At 72.8% G+C, this 13,356-nt stretch carries 14 protein-coding genes and 1 pseudogene; 9 read left to right on the forward strand and 6 right to left on the reverse strand.

Annotated elements, in window-relative coordinates; translation table 11 throughout:
* Positions 1 to 50: 50 nt before the first annotated feature.
* The 4 genes and pseudogenes from FVS66_RS00975 to FVS66_RS00990 all read left to right on the forward strand — a co-directional run bounded on the left by FVS66_RS00975 (position 51) and on the right by FVS66_RS00990 (position 2,852).
* Complete coding sequence (locus FVS66_RS00975; protein WP_149179027.1) at positions 51 to 710, forward strand: ATP-binding protein; 660 nt, start codon at positions 51 to 53, stop codon at positions 708 to 710.
* Between the two features lie 325 nt (positions 711 to 1,035).
* Positions 1,036 to 1,176: pseudogene (locus tag FVS66_RS00980) on the forward strand (peptidase C39 family protein); the annotation flags it as partial.
* Positions 1,177 to 1,302: 126 nt separating this feature from the next.
* Positions 1,303 to 1,449 (forward strand): SCO1431 family membrane protein, encoded by a 147-nt coding sequence (locus FVS66_RS00985; RefSeq protein ID WP_149179028.1) that lies wholly within the window; start codon positions 1,303 to 1,305, stop codon positions 1,447 to 1,449.
* Between the two features lie 230 nt (positions 1,450 to 1,679).
* Positions 1,680 to 2,852, forward strand: coding sequence for an acyl-CoA dehydrogenase family protein (locus FVS66_RS00990; protein ID WP_149179029.1), 1,173 nt, complete (start codon positions 1,680 to 1,682; stop codon positions 2,850 to 2,852).
* Here FVS66_RS00990 and FVS66_RS00995 read toward each other — a convergent pair.
* Positions 2,815 to 3,087: a hypothetical protein gene (locus FVS66_RS00995; protein WP_149179030.1), complete on the reverse strand. Its 273-nt coding sequence runs from the start codon at positions 3,085 to 3,087 to the stop codon at positions 2,815 to 2,817. The genes FVS66_RS00990 and FVS66_RS00995 overlap by 38 nt on opposite strands.
* Positions 3,088 to 3,283: 196 nt before the next feature.
* The gene (locus FVS66_RS01000) at positions 3,284 to 3,673 is read right to left on the reverse strand and encodes a hypothetical protein (RefSeq protein WP_149179031.1); all 390 of its coding nucleotides are present in this window, start codon (positions 3,671 to 3,673) and stop codon (positions 3,284 to 3,286) included.
* 202 nt (positions 3,674 to 3,875) lie between these two features.
* Here FVS66_RS01000 and FVS66_RS01005 point away from each other — a divergent pair, with 202 nt between their 5' ends.
* The 4 genes from FVS66_RS01005 to fxsA all read left to right on the forward strand — a co-directional run bounded on the left by FVS66_RS01005 (position 3,876) and on the right by fxsA (position 7,983).
* Positions 3,876 to 4,316 carry an Lrp/AsnC family transcriptional regulator gene (locus FVS66_RS01005; RefSeq protein ID WP_149179032.1) on the forward strand — a complete coding sequence of 147 codons (441 nt, stop codon included), beginning with the start codon at positions 3,876 to 3,878 and terminating at the stop codon, positions 4,314 to 4,316.
* A 43-nt stretch (positions 4,317 to 4,359) separates the two neighbouring features.
* Positions 4,360 to 5,997: an amidohydrolase gene (locus FVS66_RS01010; RefSeq protein ID WP_149179033.1), complete on the forward strand. Its 1,638-nt coding sequence runs from the start codon at positions 4,360 to 4,362 to the stop codon at positions 5,995 to 5,997.
* Positions 5,998 to 6,596: 599 nt separating this feature from the next.
* Positions 6,597 to 7,370 carry a polyprenol monophosphomannose synthase gene (locus FVS66_RS01015; RefSeq protein WP_149179034.1) on the forward strand — a complete coding sequence of 258 codons (774 nt, stop codon included), beginning with the start codon at positions 6,597 to 6,599 and terminating at the stop codon, positions 7,368 to 7,370.
* Positions 7,371 to 7,422: 52 nt separating this feature from the next.
* Positions 7,423 to 7,983, forward strand: coding sequence for an FxsA family membrane protein (gene fxsA / locus FVS66_RS01020; protein WP_149179035.1), 561 nt, complete (start codon positions 7,423 to 7,425; stop codon positions 7,981 to 7,983).
* A 219-nt stretch (positions 7,984 to 8,202) separates the two neighbouring features.
* Here fxsA and FVS66_RS01025 read toward each other — a convergent pair whose 3' ends face one another.
* The 4 genes from FVS66_RS01025 to FVS66_RS01040 all read right to left on the reverse strand — a co-directional run bounded on the left by FVS66_RS01025 (position 8,203) and on the right by FVS66_RS01040 (position 11,705).
* Positions 8,203 to 8,577, reverse strand: a complete 375-nt coding sequence (locus FVS66_RS01025) for an RNA polymerase-binding protein RbpA (RefSeq protein WP_010468770.1) — start codon at positions 8,575 to 8,577, stop codon at positions 8,203 to 8,205.
* Between the two features lie 276 nt (positions 8,578 to 8,853).
* Positions 8,854 to 10,215 carry an MFS transporter gene (locus tag FVS66_RS01030; RefSeq protein ID WP_149179036.1) on the reverse strand — a complete coding sequence of 454 codons (1,362 nt, stop codon included), beginning with the start codon at positions 10,213 to 10,215 and terminating at the stop codon, positions 8,854 to 8,856.
* A 39-nt stretch (positions 10,216 to 10,254) separates the two neighbouring features.
* Positions 10,255 to 11,034, reverse strand: a complete 780-nt coding sequence (locus FVS66_RS01035; protein ID WP_149179037.1) for a glycerophosphodiester phosphodiesterase family protein — start codon at positions 11,032 to 11,034, stop codon at positions 10,255 to 10,257.
* Positions 11,031 to 11,705, reverse strand: a complete 675-nt coding sequence (locus FVS66_RS01040) for a hypothetical protein (RefSeq protein WP_149179060.1) — start codon at positions 11,703 to 11,705, stop codon at positions 11,031 to 11,033. Before FVS66_RS01040 ends, FVS66_RS01035 begins: the two co-directional genes overlap by 4 nt.
* A gap of 139 nt (positions 11,706 to 11,844) precedes the next feature.
* Between FVS66_RS01040 and FVS66_RS01045 the strand changes: the two genes are divergently transcribed.
* Positions 11,845 to 13,350, forward strand: a complete 1,506-nt coding sequence (locus FVS66_RS01045) for a PLP-dependent aminotransferase family protein (protein WP_149179038.1) — start codon at positions 11,845 to 11,847, stop codon at positions 13,348 to 13,350.
* Positions 13,351 to 13,356: the final 6 nt, after the last annotated feature.

Here is a 13,356-nt window from a genome sequence, read left to right on the forward strand (position 1 = left end):
CAGTCCCGGGAGAAGGCCATCGCTGTCACCCACAGGAGGTCCGTCGCCCGATGATCAGCGCGCCATCCGCCGCTCTCGGCCTCGTGTACCGCTGGACCGACCGCACTCCCAACCCGACCGGCGAAGCCCGCGCGGTTCTGCGACGTGTCCTCAAGGACCTGGGGCTGTCCGGGGACGTCGTCAGTGACGGCGTCCTGGCCGTCTCGGAGCTCGTGGCGAACGCGCACGAGCACGCCTGTGGCCCGTACGAGGTGTACGTCCACTCGGCTGCCGGGAGGTACATCTGTGAGATCCACGACGGAGATCCTCTGCTCCCCACGGGTCTGTACCTCGGTGCCACGCCCTCGCCCGATACCGAACCGGCGGATGGGGCGGGCGGGTCGCTCGTCGAGCGGGGACGGGGCCTGCGCATCGTGAACGAGCTGGCCCAGGGGCAGTGGGGGTTCCACGTCACGGAACGCGGCGCCAAAGCCGCCTGGATCGTGCTGGCCACGGCGTTGGCAGACCCACCCGACGGGAAGGACGCTGACGGAGCCTGGGCATCCTATGTCGGGAACGAGCCGAATCCAGAGGGCTTGACAGCGCATCAGATCCACGCGGTGGCAGCCACCGCGCCCGTCTTCGACAGGAATCGGCCACAGACGCTCCATGTGCCCGGTGTGGTGGGGCTCCTCCCCTCGGGAACGTGTACGGTCCATCGAACAGCCTAGTGGCCGAGGGCGCGGGGAAGTCTTAAATCTTCAACACAAGGCCGGGAGCAACGTCAACGCTTCGTGGTCCATGGTGCGGTTGCGGGACCTGATCTACGACATGCTGGGGTTGCTCTACACGGAGCTCAGTGCTCATGGAGGGATGGGCGGGTGACGACAACGCCGGCCGAGCCTTCGCCGCCGTCTACAAGTCGGCCGTGAAGACCGTCTTCGAGCCGCCTTGTCGTCCCGCTCGATCGCCTGCCGGGCCGGCCGCTGCCAGGAACCTGTGACCTGCATGTTTGTGCGGGAGGGCGTCACGTGGCAAGCGGCGCCCTCCCATTTGGAGAACATCTGGCTGCGGACCAGGCGCCACGGCGCCTCCGGCAAGGAGGTCTCGGGCACTGGTGGCGTCTGCCACCTGTACTGGCCTGCCGACCCGTCCCCGGCCCAGCGCGGGGCCCTGGCGGCGGTCGGCATCCGGTAGCGGACGCGGTCACGCGCGGGTGTGAGGGCGGGAGTGAGCAACGTCTCTCCCCGCGGGGCCTCGCGCGCTGGCACTGTGGACTGTCGCGGGGGGCGAGACACAGCCGTACGACGACAGCGAGATGCCATGACCGCGAACGCAGCCGCCGCCACCCTCACCCGCGCCCGCACCGGAGGCCCCAAGGACGACGGGCCCCAGCTGCTGGAGCACATCCTCGGCTGGGTCCTCGTCGTCGCCCTCGCCATGCTCGTCACCCGCACCGGCCTGCTCTGACCGTTTCCCGCGGCTCCCCCGGGCCGCTGAGTGAACGAGCGTTATCGAAGGGTGTCTCTCCGCTGGTGACGGGAGCCACCCGATCGGGCATACTCGTGCCGCCACAGCCGCTGAACTGCCGATTCCGTGATCCGGACGGGCAGCATCGGCGAAGCAGTGAGACCCGGCGGCGCCGCTCCTACCCTTCGCGCGCGACCGCCGCAGCGCCCGACAGGGAGGAGAGCGCCGCTATGCCCGACCGCGCCCCGCAGCCGGTGGAACGTCAGCTGCCCACGGAGGAGTCCAGGGATCTGATCGCCCTGGTGCGCGACATCGTCCAGGGGGAGATCGCTCCCCGGGCGGCCGAGGAGGAGGACGCCGGGCACTTCCCGCGCGAGGTCTTCTCCGTACTCTCCGAAGCGGGCCTGCTGGGCCTGCCCTACGACGCCGCCCTCGGCGGCGGCGACCAGCCGTACGAGGTGTACCTCCAGGTTCTGGAGGAGCTCGCCGCCGCCCGCCTCACCGTCGGCCTCGGCGTCAGCGTCCACAGCCTCGCCTGCCACGGCCTCGCCGGGTTCGGCACGAAAGAGCAGCAGACCGAGCACCTGCCCGCGATGCTGGGCGGCGGACTGCTCGGCGGCTACTGCCTCTCGGAGCCGGCCTCCGGCTCCGACGCCGCGTCCCTGCGCACCAAGGCCGTCCGCGACGGCGACGACTGGGTGATCACGGGTACCAAGGCGTGGATCACCCACGGCGGGATCGCCGACTTCTACACGGTGATGGCCCGCACGGGCGGTGAGGGCCCGCGCGGCATCACGGCGTTCCTGGTGCCCGGCGACGCCGAGGGGGTTTCCGCCGCCGTGCCGGAGAAGAAGATGGGAATGAAGGGCTCGCCCACGTCCCAGCTGCACTTCGACGGCGTACGCGTCCCCGACTCCCGCCGTATCGGCGAGGAGGGCCAGGGCTTCACGATCGCGCTCTCCGCGCTGGACTCCGGGCGGCTGGGCATCGCGGCGTGCGCCATCGGCGTCGCCCAGGCGGCCCTGGACGAGTCGGTCGCCTACGCGCGGGACCGGCGGCAGTTCGGCCGGCCCATCGCGGACTTCCAGGGGCTGCGCTTCATGCTCGCCGACATGGCCACGCAGATCGAGGCGGGTCGCGCCCTCTACCTCGCCGCCGCGCGGCTGCGGGACGCCGGCCGGCCGTTCTCGCGGGAGGCGGCGATGGCCAAGCTCTTCTGCACGGACGCGGCGATGAAGGTCACCACCGACGCCGTCCAGGTGCTCGGCGGCTACGGCTACACCGCCGACTTCCCGGTGGAGCGCTACATGCGCGAGGCGAAGGTGCTGCAGATCGTCGAGGGCACCAACCAGATCCAACGGGTCGTCATCGCCCGTCACCTCGCAGGCCCCGAGAGCGGCTGACCTCCCCGGGCACGTCCGCCGGGCGTGCCCACACCGGCGCCGCCGCGAGCCGGGTCCACTCCTGGTCGCGGCGGCCCGGCAGCGTACGGCCGCAGCTGGCCCAGTGGCGGAGCATCGCGCGGAAGATGGGCGGGTCGACGGCCTGCGGAACCGATTCGTCAAAGTCTGGAGCCGCGCCGGGCACCACCACCAGCCGGCCCCGGACGTAGCCGCTCGTCGAGTACAGCGAGGTCATACCAGGGCAACGCGAACCGGGGCCCGGGGTCACCCCCGGTGGCAATAGGGCGCCAGTTCGCGGTGTACCCGGAGCGACGGAGTACCGGGGTGCCGGAGCGACGGAGGGCGGAGGGTGTGCGGGGCGGCCGCGAAACGCCGATCCGCCCCTGCCGCGCCCACGTGCGCCGGGGCGGATCAGCCGGACCGGCCGGGGATCAGGCGGCCCTCCGCATCGGGGACGACGGCATCCGCCGCATACGGGGCACCTTGATCGGGCGGGACCCGGGGCCGCCCACGTGCGAGAAGGGCTGGGTGCGCCAGTCGAGACCCTGAGGGAGCGTCAACAGGAGCCCCATCTCCTGCTCCTGCGTTCCGGCGCCCTCCTCGACGGGGCGCGCGTCCGAGACGGCCCGGCCCGAGCCGGAGCACACCGACAGTACGAACGGATTCCACGGCGTAGGGCACAGCGCGTGCTCCGGCAGAACCTCCTCGTCCGCGAGCAGCGCGATGGGCTGCGCGCAGTCCGGGCAGATGACCCGGAACATTTCGAAAGTGTCGTATGTGTCGAGCTCTTCGGTCTCGACCGAATCAACAGGCTCCTGCATGGAGAATCTCCCCCTCAGGCGGGCCGACCAGGCATGCGGCCCCGACCACAGCAAGCAATTCCCTGCGCGCTCGCCGGGTAACCGTCCGGTCTCGAACCACCGCGACCATGAACGTGTGGCGTTCGTCACATGCCGCTCGCAGGTGCCTGTACGCTGTGCCGCCGACTGTGCCGGAGGGCACCCGGGGCAATAGGTTGACCGCATGGAGGAGCTGGATCGTCAGATCGTCGAGTTGCTCGTCAAGGACGGGCGCATGAGCTACACCGACCTGGGCAAGGCCACCGGCCTGTCCACCTCGGCGGTGCATCAGCGCGTCCGCCGCCTCGAACAGCGCGGCGTCATCCGCGGCTACGCCGCCGTCGTGGACCCCGAGGCGGTCGGACTGCCCCTCACTGCCTTCATCTCGGTGAAACCCTTCGATCCCAGCGCCCCCGACGACATCGCGGACCGGCTCGCCGACATCGCCGAGATCGAGGCGTGCCACAGCGTGGCGGGTGAGGAGAACTACATCCTCAAGGTCCGTGTGGCGACCCCGCTGGAGCTGGAGAACCTGCTCAGCAGAATCCGCTCCCAGTCCGGCGTCTCCACCCGCACGACGGTGGTCCTCTCCACCCCGTACGAGGCCCGCCCACCCCGCGTCTGACCCTGTCCGGAGACATCGCCCGGTGCTGTCTACGCTGGTCACCATGACCGAGCGCGAACACACCCGCGAGCACACCACCGTGCTGCTGCGCGGTGGAGACGTCCACAGCCCCGCCGACCCCTTCGCCACCGCGATGGTCGTCGAGCGCGGGCATGTCGCCTGGGTGGGCTCCGAAGGGGCGGCCGACGCCTTCGCCTCGGGCGTGGACGAGGTGATCGACCTCGAAGGCGCCCTCGTCACCCCCGCGTTCACCGACGCCCATGTGCACACCACCGCCACCGGGCTCGCGCTCACCGGACTCGACCTGTCCGGCGCCCGGACGCTCGGCGAAGCGCTCGCTCTCGTACGGGACTTCGCCGCGGCGCGCCCCGCCGACCCGGTCCTGCTGGGCCACGGCTGGGACGCCGCGCGCTGGCCCGGGCGGCGCCATCCGAGCCGTACCGAACTCGACGAGGCGACCGGCGGGCGCCCCCTCTATCTCCCGCGTGTCGACGTCCACTCGGCCGTCGTCACCACCGCCCTGCTCGACCTCGTCCCCGGTGTCGCCGGCCTCGACGGCTACCACCCCGACGCGCCCCTCACCGGCGCCGCCCACCACGCCGTCCGGGCCGCCGCCCACGCCGCGATCACCCCTGCCCAGCGCACCGAGGCCCAGCGGGCCGCCCTGCGCCACGCCGCGTCACTCGGCATCGGCACCGTCCACGAGTGCGGCGGGCCCGAGATCAGCGACGAGGACGACTTCACCGGCCTGCTGAAGCTGGCCGAGGAGGAACTCCTGCCCCGCGTCGTCGGCTACTGGGCCGAGACCGTCGCCGGGGAGAAGGACGCCCGGCGCATCCGCGAGCTCGGTGCGGCCGGCGCCGCCGGTGACCTCTTCGTCGACGGCTCCCTCGGCTCCCACACCGCCTGGCTGCATGAGCCGTACGCCGACGCGCCGCACACCGGCGCCGCCCACCTCGACGCGGCCGCCGTCACCGCGCACGTCACCGCCTGCACCGAGGCCGGGCTCCAGGCCGGCTTCCACGCCATCGGGGACGCCGCCGTCACCGCCGTCGTGGACGGTGTACGGGCCGCCGCCGAGACCGTCGGCCTGCATCGGGTCCGCGCCGCCCGGCACCGCGTCGAGCACGCCGAGATGCTCACCCCCGAGACCGTCGCCGCCTTCGCCGAGCTGGGCCTCACCGCCTCCGTGCAGCCCGCCTTCGACGCGGCCTGGGGCGGCGACGAAGGCATGTACGCCCAGCGCCTCGGCGCCGAACGCGCCCGCACCCTCAACCCGTACGCCGCGCTGCTGCGCGCCGGTGTGCCCCTGGCCTTCGGCTCGGACAGCCCCGTCACCCCGCTGGACCCCTGGGGCACCGTCCGCGCCGCCGCCTTCCACCGCACCCCCGGGCACCGCGTCTCCGTGCGCGCCGCCTTCACCGCCCACACGCGCGGCGGCTGGCGGGCCACGGGCCGGGACGACGCGGGTGTCCTGGTGCCCGGCGCCCCGGCCGACTACGCCGTCTGGCAGGCCGGTGACCTGGTGGTCCAGGCCCCCGACGACCGGGTCGCCCGCTGGTCCACCGACCCCCGCTCCGGCACGCCCGGCCTGCCCGACCTGACACCGGGCTCGCCGCTCCCCGTATGCCTCCGAACGGTGGTCTTCGGACAGACCGTGTTCGTACGACCGAACGAGTGACATAGGGATGTTCCGGTCACCGGCCGGTGCCCCGCGGGTTCCGCCACGACCTGCGGATCTTCCTCGCTGACCTGGCCGTTCGTCCAAACGCCGCAGGTCGGGCGGGTGTTGACAGGCAGCGGTGAGCGGCGGGTAGGTTCGGCCGGGTCCACCACGGACGTCCGACCGGCAGAGCAGAGCCTGCCCGCAGTCGCCGAGCGCCGCTGGATCGCGGGGTGGTGTGCCGCACCGGCGCACCACCACTGGGAGCCAGGTTCAGCGCCCGCGCCGCGCGGCGGGGCGAGGCAGCTCCGGAAGGACGTCCCCCCTGCTCTCCGAAGAGCCGGGGGAGGGTGCGACCCGGTGGGGCCCGGACGTTCAGTAGACAACGGCTCTCGCGCGACCCGCAGCCAGCGGGCCCCAGGTCGGCCCGAAGGACGCCGGGCCCCAGGTCGGGGCCGCCCCGCCCCGCCACCCGCCGGCCCATGTCACCCGCCTCCACCATCCACCCGCCTCCACCATCCACCCGCCTCCGCCCCGCCCCGTCTCAGGACGTCGTCGATCGTCCGCGCCCAAGGCTCGCTATGGTGGGCATTCGCGACAGGACGTAAGGGGCAGCAGTGAACGACGGCGGTCAGAGTCAGCGGCGGTACGGCCCGCTCGGCAGAGCCTTGGTGATCATTCCGACCTACAACGAGGCGGAGAACATCGGGCCGATCGTCTCCCGCGTACGGGCCTCCGCCCCGGACGCGGACATCCTCATCGCCGACGACAACAGCCCCGACGGCACCGGCAAGATCGCCGACGAGCTCTCCGCCGATGACACGCATGTCCACGTCCTGCACCGCAAGGGCAAGGAGGGCCTCGGCGCCGCCTACCTCGCCGGGTTCCGCTGGGGCATGGACCACGGCTACGGCGTCCTCGTCGAGATGGACGCCGACGGCTCCCACCAGCCGGAGGAGCTGCCCCGGCTGCTCACCGCCCTGAAGGGCGCCGACCTGGTGCTCGGCTCCCGCTGGGTGCCGGGCGGCCGGGTCGTGAACTGGCCCAGGTCCCGCCAGTTCCTCTCGCGCGGCGGCAGCACGTACTCCCGGCTGCTCCTCGGCGTCCCGATCCGCGACGTCACCGGCGGGTACCGGGCGTTCCGCCGGGAGACCCTGGAGGGGCTCGGGCTGACCGACGTGGCGTCCCAGGGGTACTGCTTCCAGGTCGATCTCGCGCGTCGCGCGGTCGCCTCCGGGTTCCATGTCGTGGAGGTGCCGATCACCTTCGTGGAGCGGGAGCACGGTGACTCCAAGATGAGCCGGGACATCGTCGTCGAGGCGCTGTGGCGCGTCACGGCCTGGGGCGTGAGCGCCCGGGCGGGCCGCCTGCTGGGCCGGGGGAACCCCTGACACCTCCGGGGCCCTTACGCCGTACGGTCGTGGCCCCAGGCACACTGGGGGCATGACGACCGGTGCACCGCCTCCTCCCGTCCGTGGGCGCTCCCGCGCCCGCACCCTCGCCCCCCTCGGCATAGCCGCCTGGCTGGTGCTGGAGATCTGGCTGCTCACCCTGGTGGCCGACGCCGCCGGCGGGTTGACCGTGCTCGCCCTGCTGATCGGCGGCGGCGTCCTCGGCGCCGCCGTGATCAAGCGGGCCGGCCGGCGCGCGTTCACGACGCTGACCGAGCAGCTCCAGCGTCAGCAGGCGGGCGCGCAGCCGCCGTCCACGGCCGACCGGGGGAGCGGCGGCAACGGCATGCTGATGCTCGGGGGCCTGCTGCTGATGCTGCCGGGGCTGATCTCCGACGCGCTGGGCCTGCTCCTGCTGATCCCGCCGCTCCGCACGGCCCTCGCCGGGTACGTGGAGCGCTCGGTCGACCGCCGGATGGGCGCGGTGCTCCAGCAGGCCCGTATCCACCGCCCGGACGGCAAGGTGGTCCAGGGCGAGGTCATCCGCGACGACGACCGCCGCGGGCCGGGCCCCGGGAACGACGACGGGTCGCGCCCGCCGCTGACCCCCTGAGCCTGCCGCGCCCGTGCCCGCGCCCGTCCCCGGGCCTGCGCCCGGGCGCGCGAAAGCCGCGGGGAGCCCGCCGCTGACCCCCTGAGCCTGCCGCGCCCGTGCCCGTCCCCGTGCCCGCGCCCGTCCCCGGGCCCGCGCCCGGGCGCGCGAAAGCCGCGGGGCGCGGTACGTCGATGCGTACCGCGCCCCGCGGCTCTGCGCGTGGCCGGTTCTAGCCGGTCACGCGGACTTCCTGCTGTCACGCGGGTGCACCGCGATGTTCATGGCGCCGGAACGCAGGACCGCCAGCCGCTCGGCCAGCACTTCCTCCAGCTCCTCGCGGGTGCGTCGCTCCATGAGCATGTCCCAGTGCGTACGCGCGGGCTTCGCCTTCTTCTCCTCGGGGCCGTCACCGTCCACCAGAAGCGCCTGGCTTCCGCAGACCTTGCACTCCCACTCCGGCGGGATCTCCGCCTCGACCGAGAAGGGCATCTCGAAACGATGGCCCTTCTCGCATGCGTACTCCACCGCCTGGCGCGGGGCCAGATCGATGCCGCGGTCGGTCTCGTAGCTGGTCACCACGAGGCGCGTGCCGCGAAGAGCTCGCTCACTCATGAATCGTGCCTCCCGGGCTTGTCGCCCACAGGACAGGTGTCGCTGTCGTCGTCATCCGGTCAACGTCCGGTCGGCGGTAAAGATTCCCGTTACGGGTAATGCGTCGCCCGTCGTGCCGCCCCTTGTTGTACCCACCAGTGCCCGGTTTGTCACATCTGGCAGCAGATGTCACCCAGCGTTTTCGTCAATTGAGCACGCAGTAACGGTCCGCCTGGCAGGCCAAAGGCGTACACTACCGGCCTTTGACTTCGCCGTCTAAATCAGGTCCGGTTTCGATCAGATCCGCTCCGGCACAGGATTCCCCGCCGCGGCCACCGCGCGCCGCACCGGCACGCGCGCGAGCAGCACGAATCCCAGAGCGAAGAACGCCACCAGGGAGATGATCGCGTCCCGGTAGCTGCCGGTCAGCTGGTAGGCGAGCCCGAAGACCAGCGGCCCGAGCCAGCTCAGTCCGCGGTCACTCATCTCGTACGCCGAGAAGTACTCGGCCTCCTTGCCGCGCGGCACCAGGTGCGAGAACAGCGACCGCGACAGTGCCTGGCTGCCGCCCAGCACCAGCCCGATCGCCCCCGCCAGCGCGAAGAACCAGCCGGGTGCCCCGGCCGGCAGGAAGTACCCGGCCGCCAGGATCAGCGTCCAGACCGCCAGCGATCCCAGGATCGTCCGCTTCGCGCCGTACGACCGGGCCAGCCGCCCCATCGCCAGTGCCCCCACCACGGCCAGGACCTGTACCAGCAGCACCGCCGTGATCAGCGTCGTCTGGTCCAGGCCCAGCTCCTCCGAGCCGTAGATCGACGCCTGCGAGATCACTGTCTGCACGCCGTCGTTGTAGACGAGATACGCCAGCAGGAAGGAGAGGGTCAGCGGATGCCGCCGCATGTCGCGCAGTGTCGACATCAGCTGCCGCCACCCCGACCCGACCGCACCCTCGCCGCCCGGCTCCACTCGGCGGTCCCGCAGCCGCCGCAGCGGTACGACCGTGAAGGCACCCCACCACAGGCCCGCCGACGCCAGACAGATCCGCACCGCGGCCGACTCCGAGAGGCCGAACGACTCGTGCCCGATGTACAGCACGAGGTTCAGGACGAGGACGAGCGCCCCCGACGTGTAGCCGAACGCCCAGCCCCGCGACGAGACCGCGTCGCGCTCCTCGGGCTCGGCGATCTGCGGGAGGTAGGCGTTGTACAGCACCATCGACACGGCCAGTGACGCGTTCGCAACGATCAGCAGGAACGCGCCCAGCAGATACCGGTCGCCGTCCAGGAAGAACATCCCCGCCGTCGCGCCCGCGCCCACATACGCCGCGGCCGCCAGCAGCGGCTTCTTGCGCCCCGTACGGTCGGCGGTCGCGCCCGCCAGCGGCATCACCAGCACCGCGAGGACGATCGAGAGGGACACGGAGTACGCGAAGACCGACCCCGCCCGGACCGGGACGCCCAGCGGGTGCACGAAGCCGTCCGCGTCCGCCGCGGCCTTCGCGACCGACGTCAGATACGGCCCGAGGAAGACCGTCAGGACGCTGGTCGAGTAGACCGAGCACGCGAAGTCGTAGAAGTACCAGCCGCGTTGTTCACGTCTGCGGTCCGGGGGCGGCGCGTCGGGCGCGCCCGCCTCCCGGTCGGCGGTCTCGGCGGTCACACGCGCCCCCTCGTTCGTCCCGGCCCCGGCTCTCCCGGGTCAGACCCACGCCCCCCGGCCGGTGAGCACCGTACGCAGCGTCTCCAGATGATCGGTCATGATGCCATCGACCCCCAGGTCCAGGAGAGAGGCCATACGCCGCGGATCGTTGACCGTCCACACATGCACCTGGAGCCCGCGCGCGTGGGCCTCCCTCACGAAGCGCCGGTCCACGACCCGGACACCGCCCTGCGTCTCCGGCACCTGCGCGGCGACCGCCCCCGCGCGCAGCGCCGCCGATATCCCGAACGAGCGCAGCCGCAGCCCCAGGACCCCCCGGACGCCGTACGAGGTGGCGAGCCGCTCCCCGGCGGCTCTGCGTGCCCTGGCCACCCGCCCCTCGCTGAAGGAGCCCACGCAGACCCGGTCCCAGGCGTTCGCCCGCCGGATCAGGGCGACGAGCGGGGCGAGCGCCGACTCGGCCTTGAGGTCGACGTTCCAGCGGGCCTCCGGGAACTCCTCCAGCAGCTCCTCGAAGAGCGGCAGCGGCTCCTTCCCCGCCACGCGCGCCTGCCGGACGGCGCTCCAGGGGAGGCGGGCGATCCGGCCGCGCGCGTCGGTCACCCGGTCGAGGGTCGCGTCGTGGAACGCGACCAGCCGGCCGTCGGCCGTGGTGTGGACGTCCGTCTCGAAGTACCGGTAGCCGGCGTCGGCGGCCCGCCGGAACGCGGTCAGGGTGTTCTCCAGCCCGTCGGCCGCGCCGCCGCGGTGGGCGAACGGTATGGGGGAGGGGTGGTCCAGGTACGGGTGGCCCGGTCGGGGGCGCGGAAGGCGAGTCACCGCGGCAGTATCACCCGTTCCGGTGACCCCGAGGCGACCACGGTGCTGCCGCCGGCCGTCTCCGGAGCGGCGCTCCGGGTGGCGTCGGGTACGGCGAACAGCCGGAGGGACAGCTGGACGAGCGGCCCGATGGTGAGGGCGTACAGCAGCGTTCCGACACCGAGGGAACCGCCGAGGAGGAAGCCGGTGGCGACGACCCCGACCTCGATGAGGGTGCGGATCAGCCGGACCGAGCGGCCGGTCAGCCGGTGCAGGCCGGTCATCAGGCCGTCACGCGGGCCCGGGCCGAAGCGGGCCGCGATGTAGAGGCCGGTGGCCAGCCCGTTGAGCACGATCCCGGCGACCATGAGCGCCGTACGGGCGAGCGGGCCGTGGGCGTCCGGGACCAGGAAGAGGGTGCCGTCCATCGCGGCGCCGATGACGAGGACGTTCGCGACGGTGCCGAGGCCCGGCTTCTGGCGGAGCGGGATCCACAGGAGCAGGACGGCCGCGCCGAGCACGGTGACCACCACGCCGATGGAGAGGCCGGTGAGCCGGGACAGGCCCTGGTGGAGCACGTTCCAGGGCTCCAGTCCGAGGCCGCTGCGGACGAGGAGCGCGGAGCTCGCGCCGTACAGGACGAGGCCGCCGGCGAGCTGGAGGAGCCGGCGCGGAATCCGCCGCCCGCGCATTCCGCGCGTCGCGTCTTCGGGTTTGGGGCTGGACAAGGTGTACTCCCCGGTGTGCTGATGTGGTGGACTGGCTTGTGACACTCTCTGGCGTGGAATCGGATGCCAACCATGGCCAATTCGAGGAAGGTGGACTGAAGTCATGGCTCAGTGGACTTCGGCGGTGGGTCCCGCCCAGCTGGCCCGCCAGCTGACCGCGCAGCAGCCCCGACCCGCGGGGCCCGGCACCCGTAAGCCGCCCGCCTACCGCGCGCTCGCAGACGGAATCCGCCTGCTCGTCCTGGAGGGCCGGGTGCCGGTCGCCGCCCGCCTGCCCGCCGAGCGCGAACTCGCCCTGTCGCTCTCGGTGAGCCGTACGACCGTCGCGGCGGCCTACGAGGCGCTGCGCGCGGAGGGCTTCCTGGAATCCCGGCGCGGCGCGGGGAGCTGGACGACCGTACCGGCGGGCAACCCGCTGCCCGCGCGCGGCCTCGAACCGCTGCCGCCCGAGTCGCTCGGCTCGATGATCGACCTCGGCTGCGCGGCGCTACCGGCCCCGGAGCCCTGGCTCACCCGGGGCTTCCAGGGCGCACTGGAGGAGCTGCCGCCGTACGCCCACACGCACGGCGACTATCCGGCGGGCCTGCCCGCGCTGCGCCGGATGCTCGCCGACCGGTACACGGAGCGGGGCATCCCCACGATGCCCGAACAGATCATGGTGACGACCGGCGCGATGGGCGCCATGGACGCGATCTGCCATCTGTTCGCGGGGCGCGGCGAGCGCATCGCCGTGGAGTCCCCCTCGTACGCGAACATCCTCCAGCTCATGCGGGAGGCCGGCGCCCGGCTCGTGCCCGTCGCCATGGCCGAGGGACTGGCCGGCTGGGACCTGGCCCGCTGGCGGCAGGTGCTGCGGGACGCCGCGCCCCGGCTGGCGTATGTCGTCGCCGACTTCCACAACCCGACCGGCGCCCTGGCCGACGAGGAACAGCGGCGCGCGCTGGTCGACGCGGCCCGGTCGGCCGGCACGGTCCTCGTGGTCGACGAGACCATGTCGGAGCTGTACCTGGAGGACGGTCTTGAGATGCCGCGCCCCGTCTGCGCCTTCGACCCGGCGGGCAGCACGGTGCTGACCGTCGGCTCGGCGAGCAAGGCGTTCTGGGCGGGCATGCGTATCGGCTGGGTACGTGCCGCGCCGGACGTCATCCGCTCCCTGGTCGCCGCCCGCGCCTACGCCGACCTGGGGACTCCGGTCCTGGAGCAGCTGGGCGTCAACTGGCTGATGGGCACCGGCGGCTGGGAGGAGGCGGTCGCCCTCCGGCGTGCCCAGGCCCGTGAGAACCGCGACGCGCTGGTCGCCGCGGTCCGCCGCGAGCTGCCCGGATGGGAGTTCGAGGTGCCGCTGGGCGGCCTCACCCTGTGGGTCCGCACCGGTGGCCTCTCCGGCTCCCGCCTCGCGGAGGCCGGCGAACGCGTCGGCGTACGCGTCCCGTCGGGGCCCCGTTTCGGCGTGGACGGCGCCTTCGAAGGGTACGTCCGGCTGCCGTTCACGGTCAGCGGCCCGGTGGCCGAGGAGGCCGCGAGCAGGCTGGCCGCCGCCGCCCGCATGGTCCGGTCGGGGACCAACGCGGGGCCGGTCGCCGAGGAGCCGAGGACGTTCGTGGCCTGAGGGACG

Origin of the sequence: Streptomyces sp. TRM49041 (assembly GCF_008271805.1) — a bacterium.
Lineage (GTDB): Bacteria > Actinomycetota > Actinomycetes > Streptomycetales > Streptomycetaceae > Streptomyces.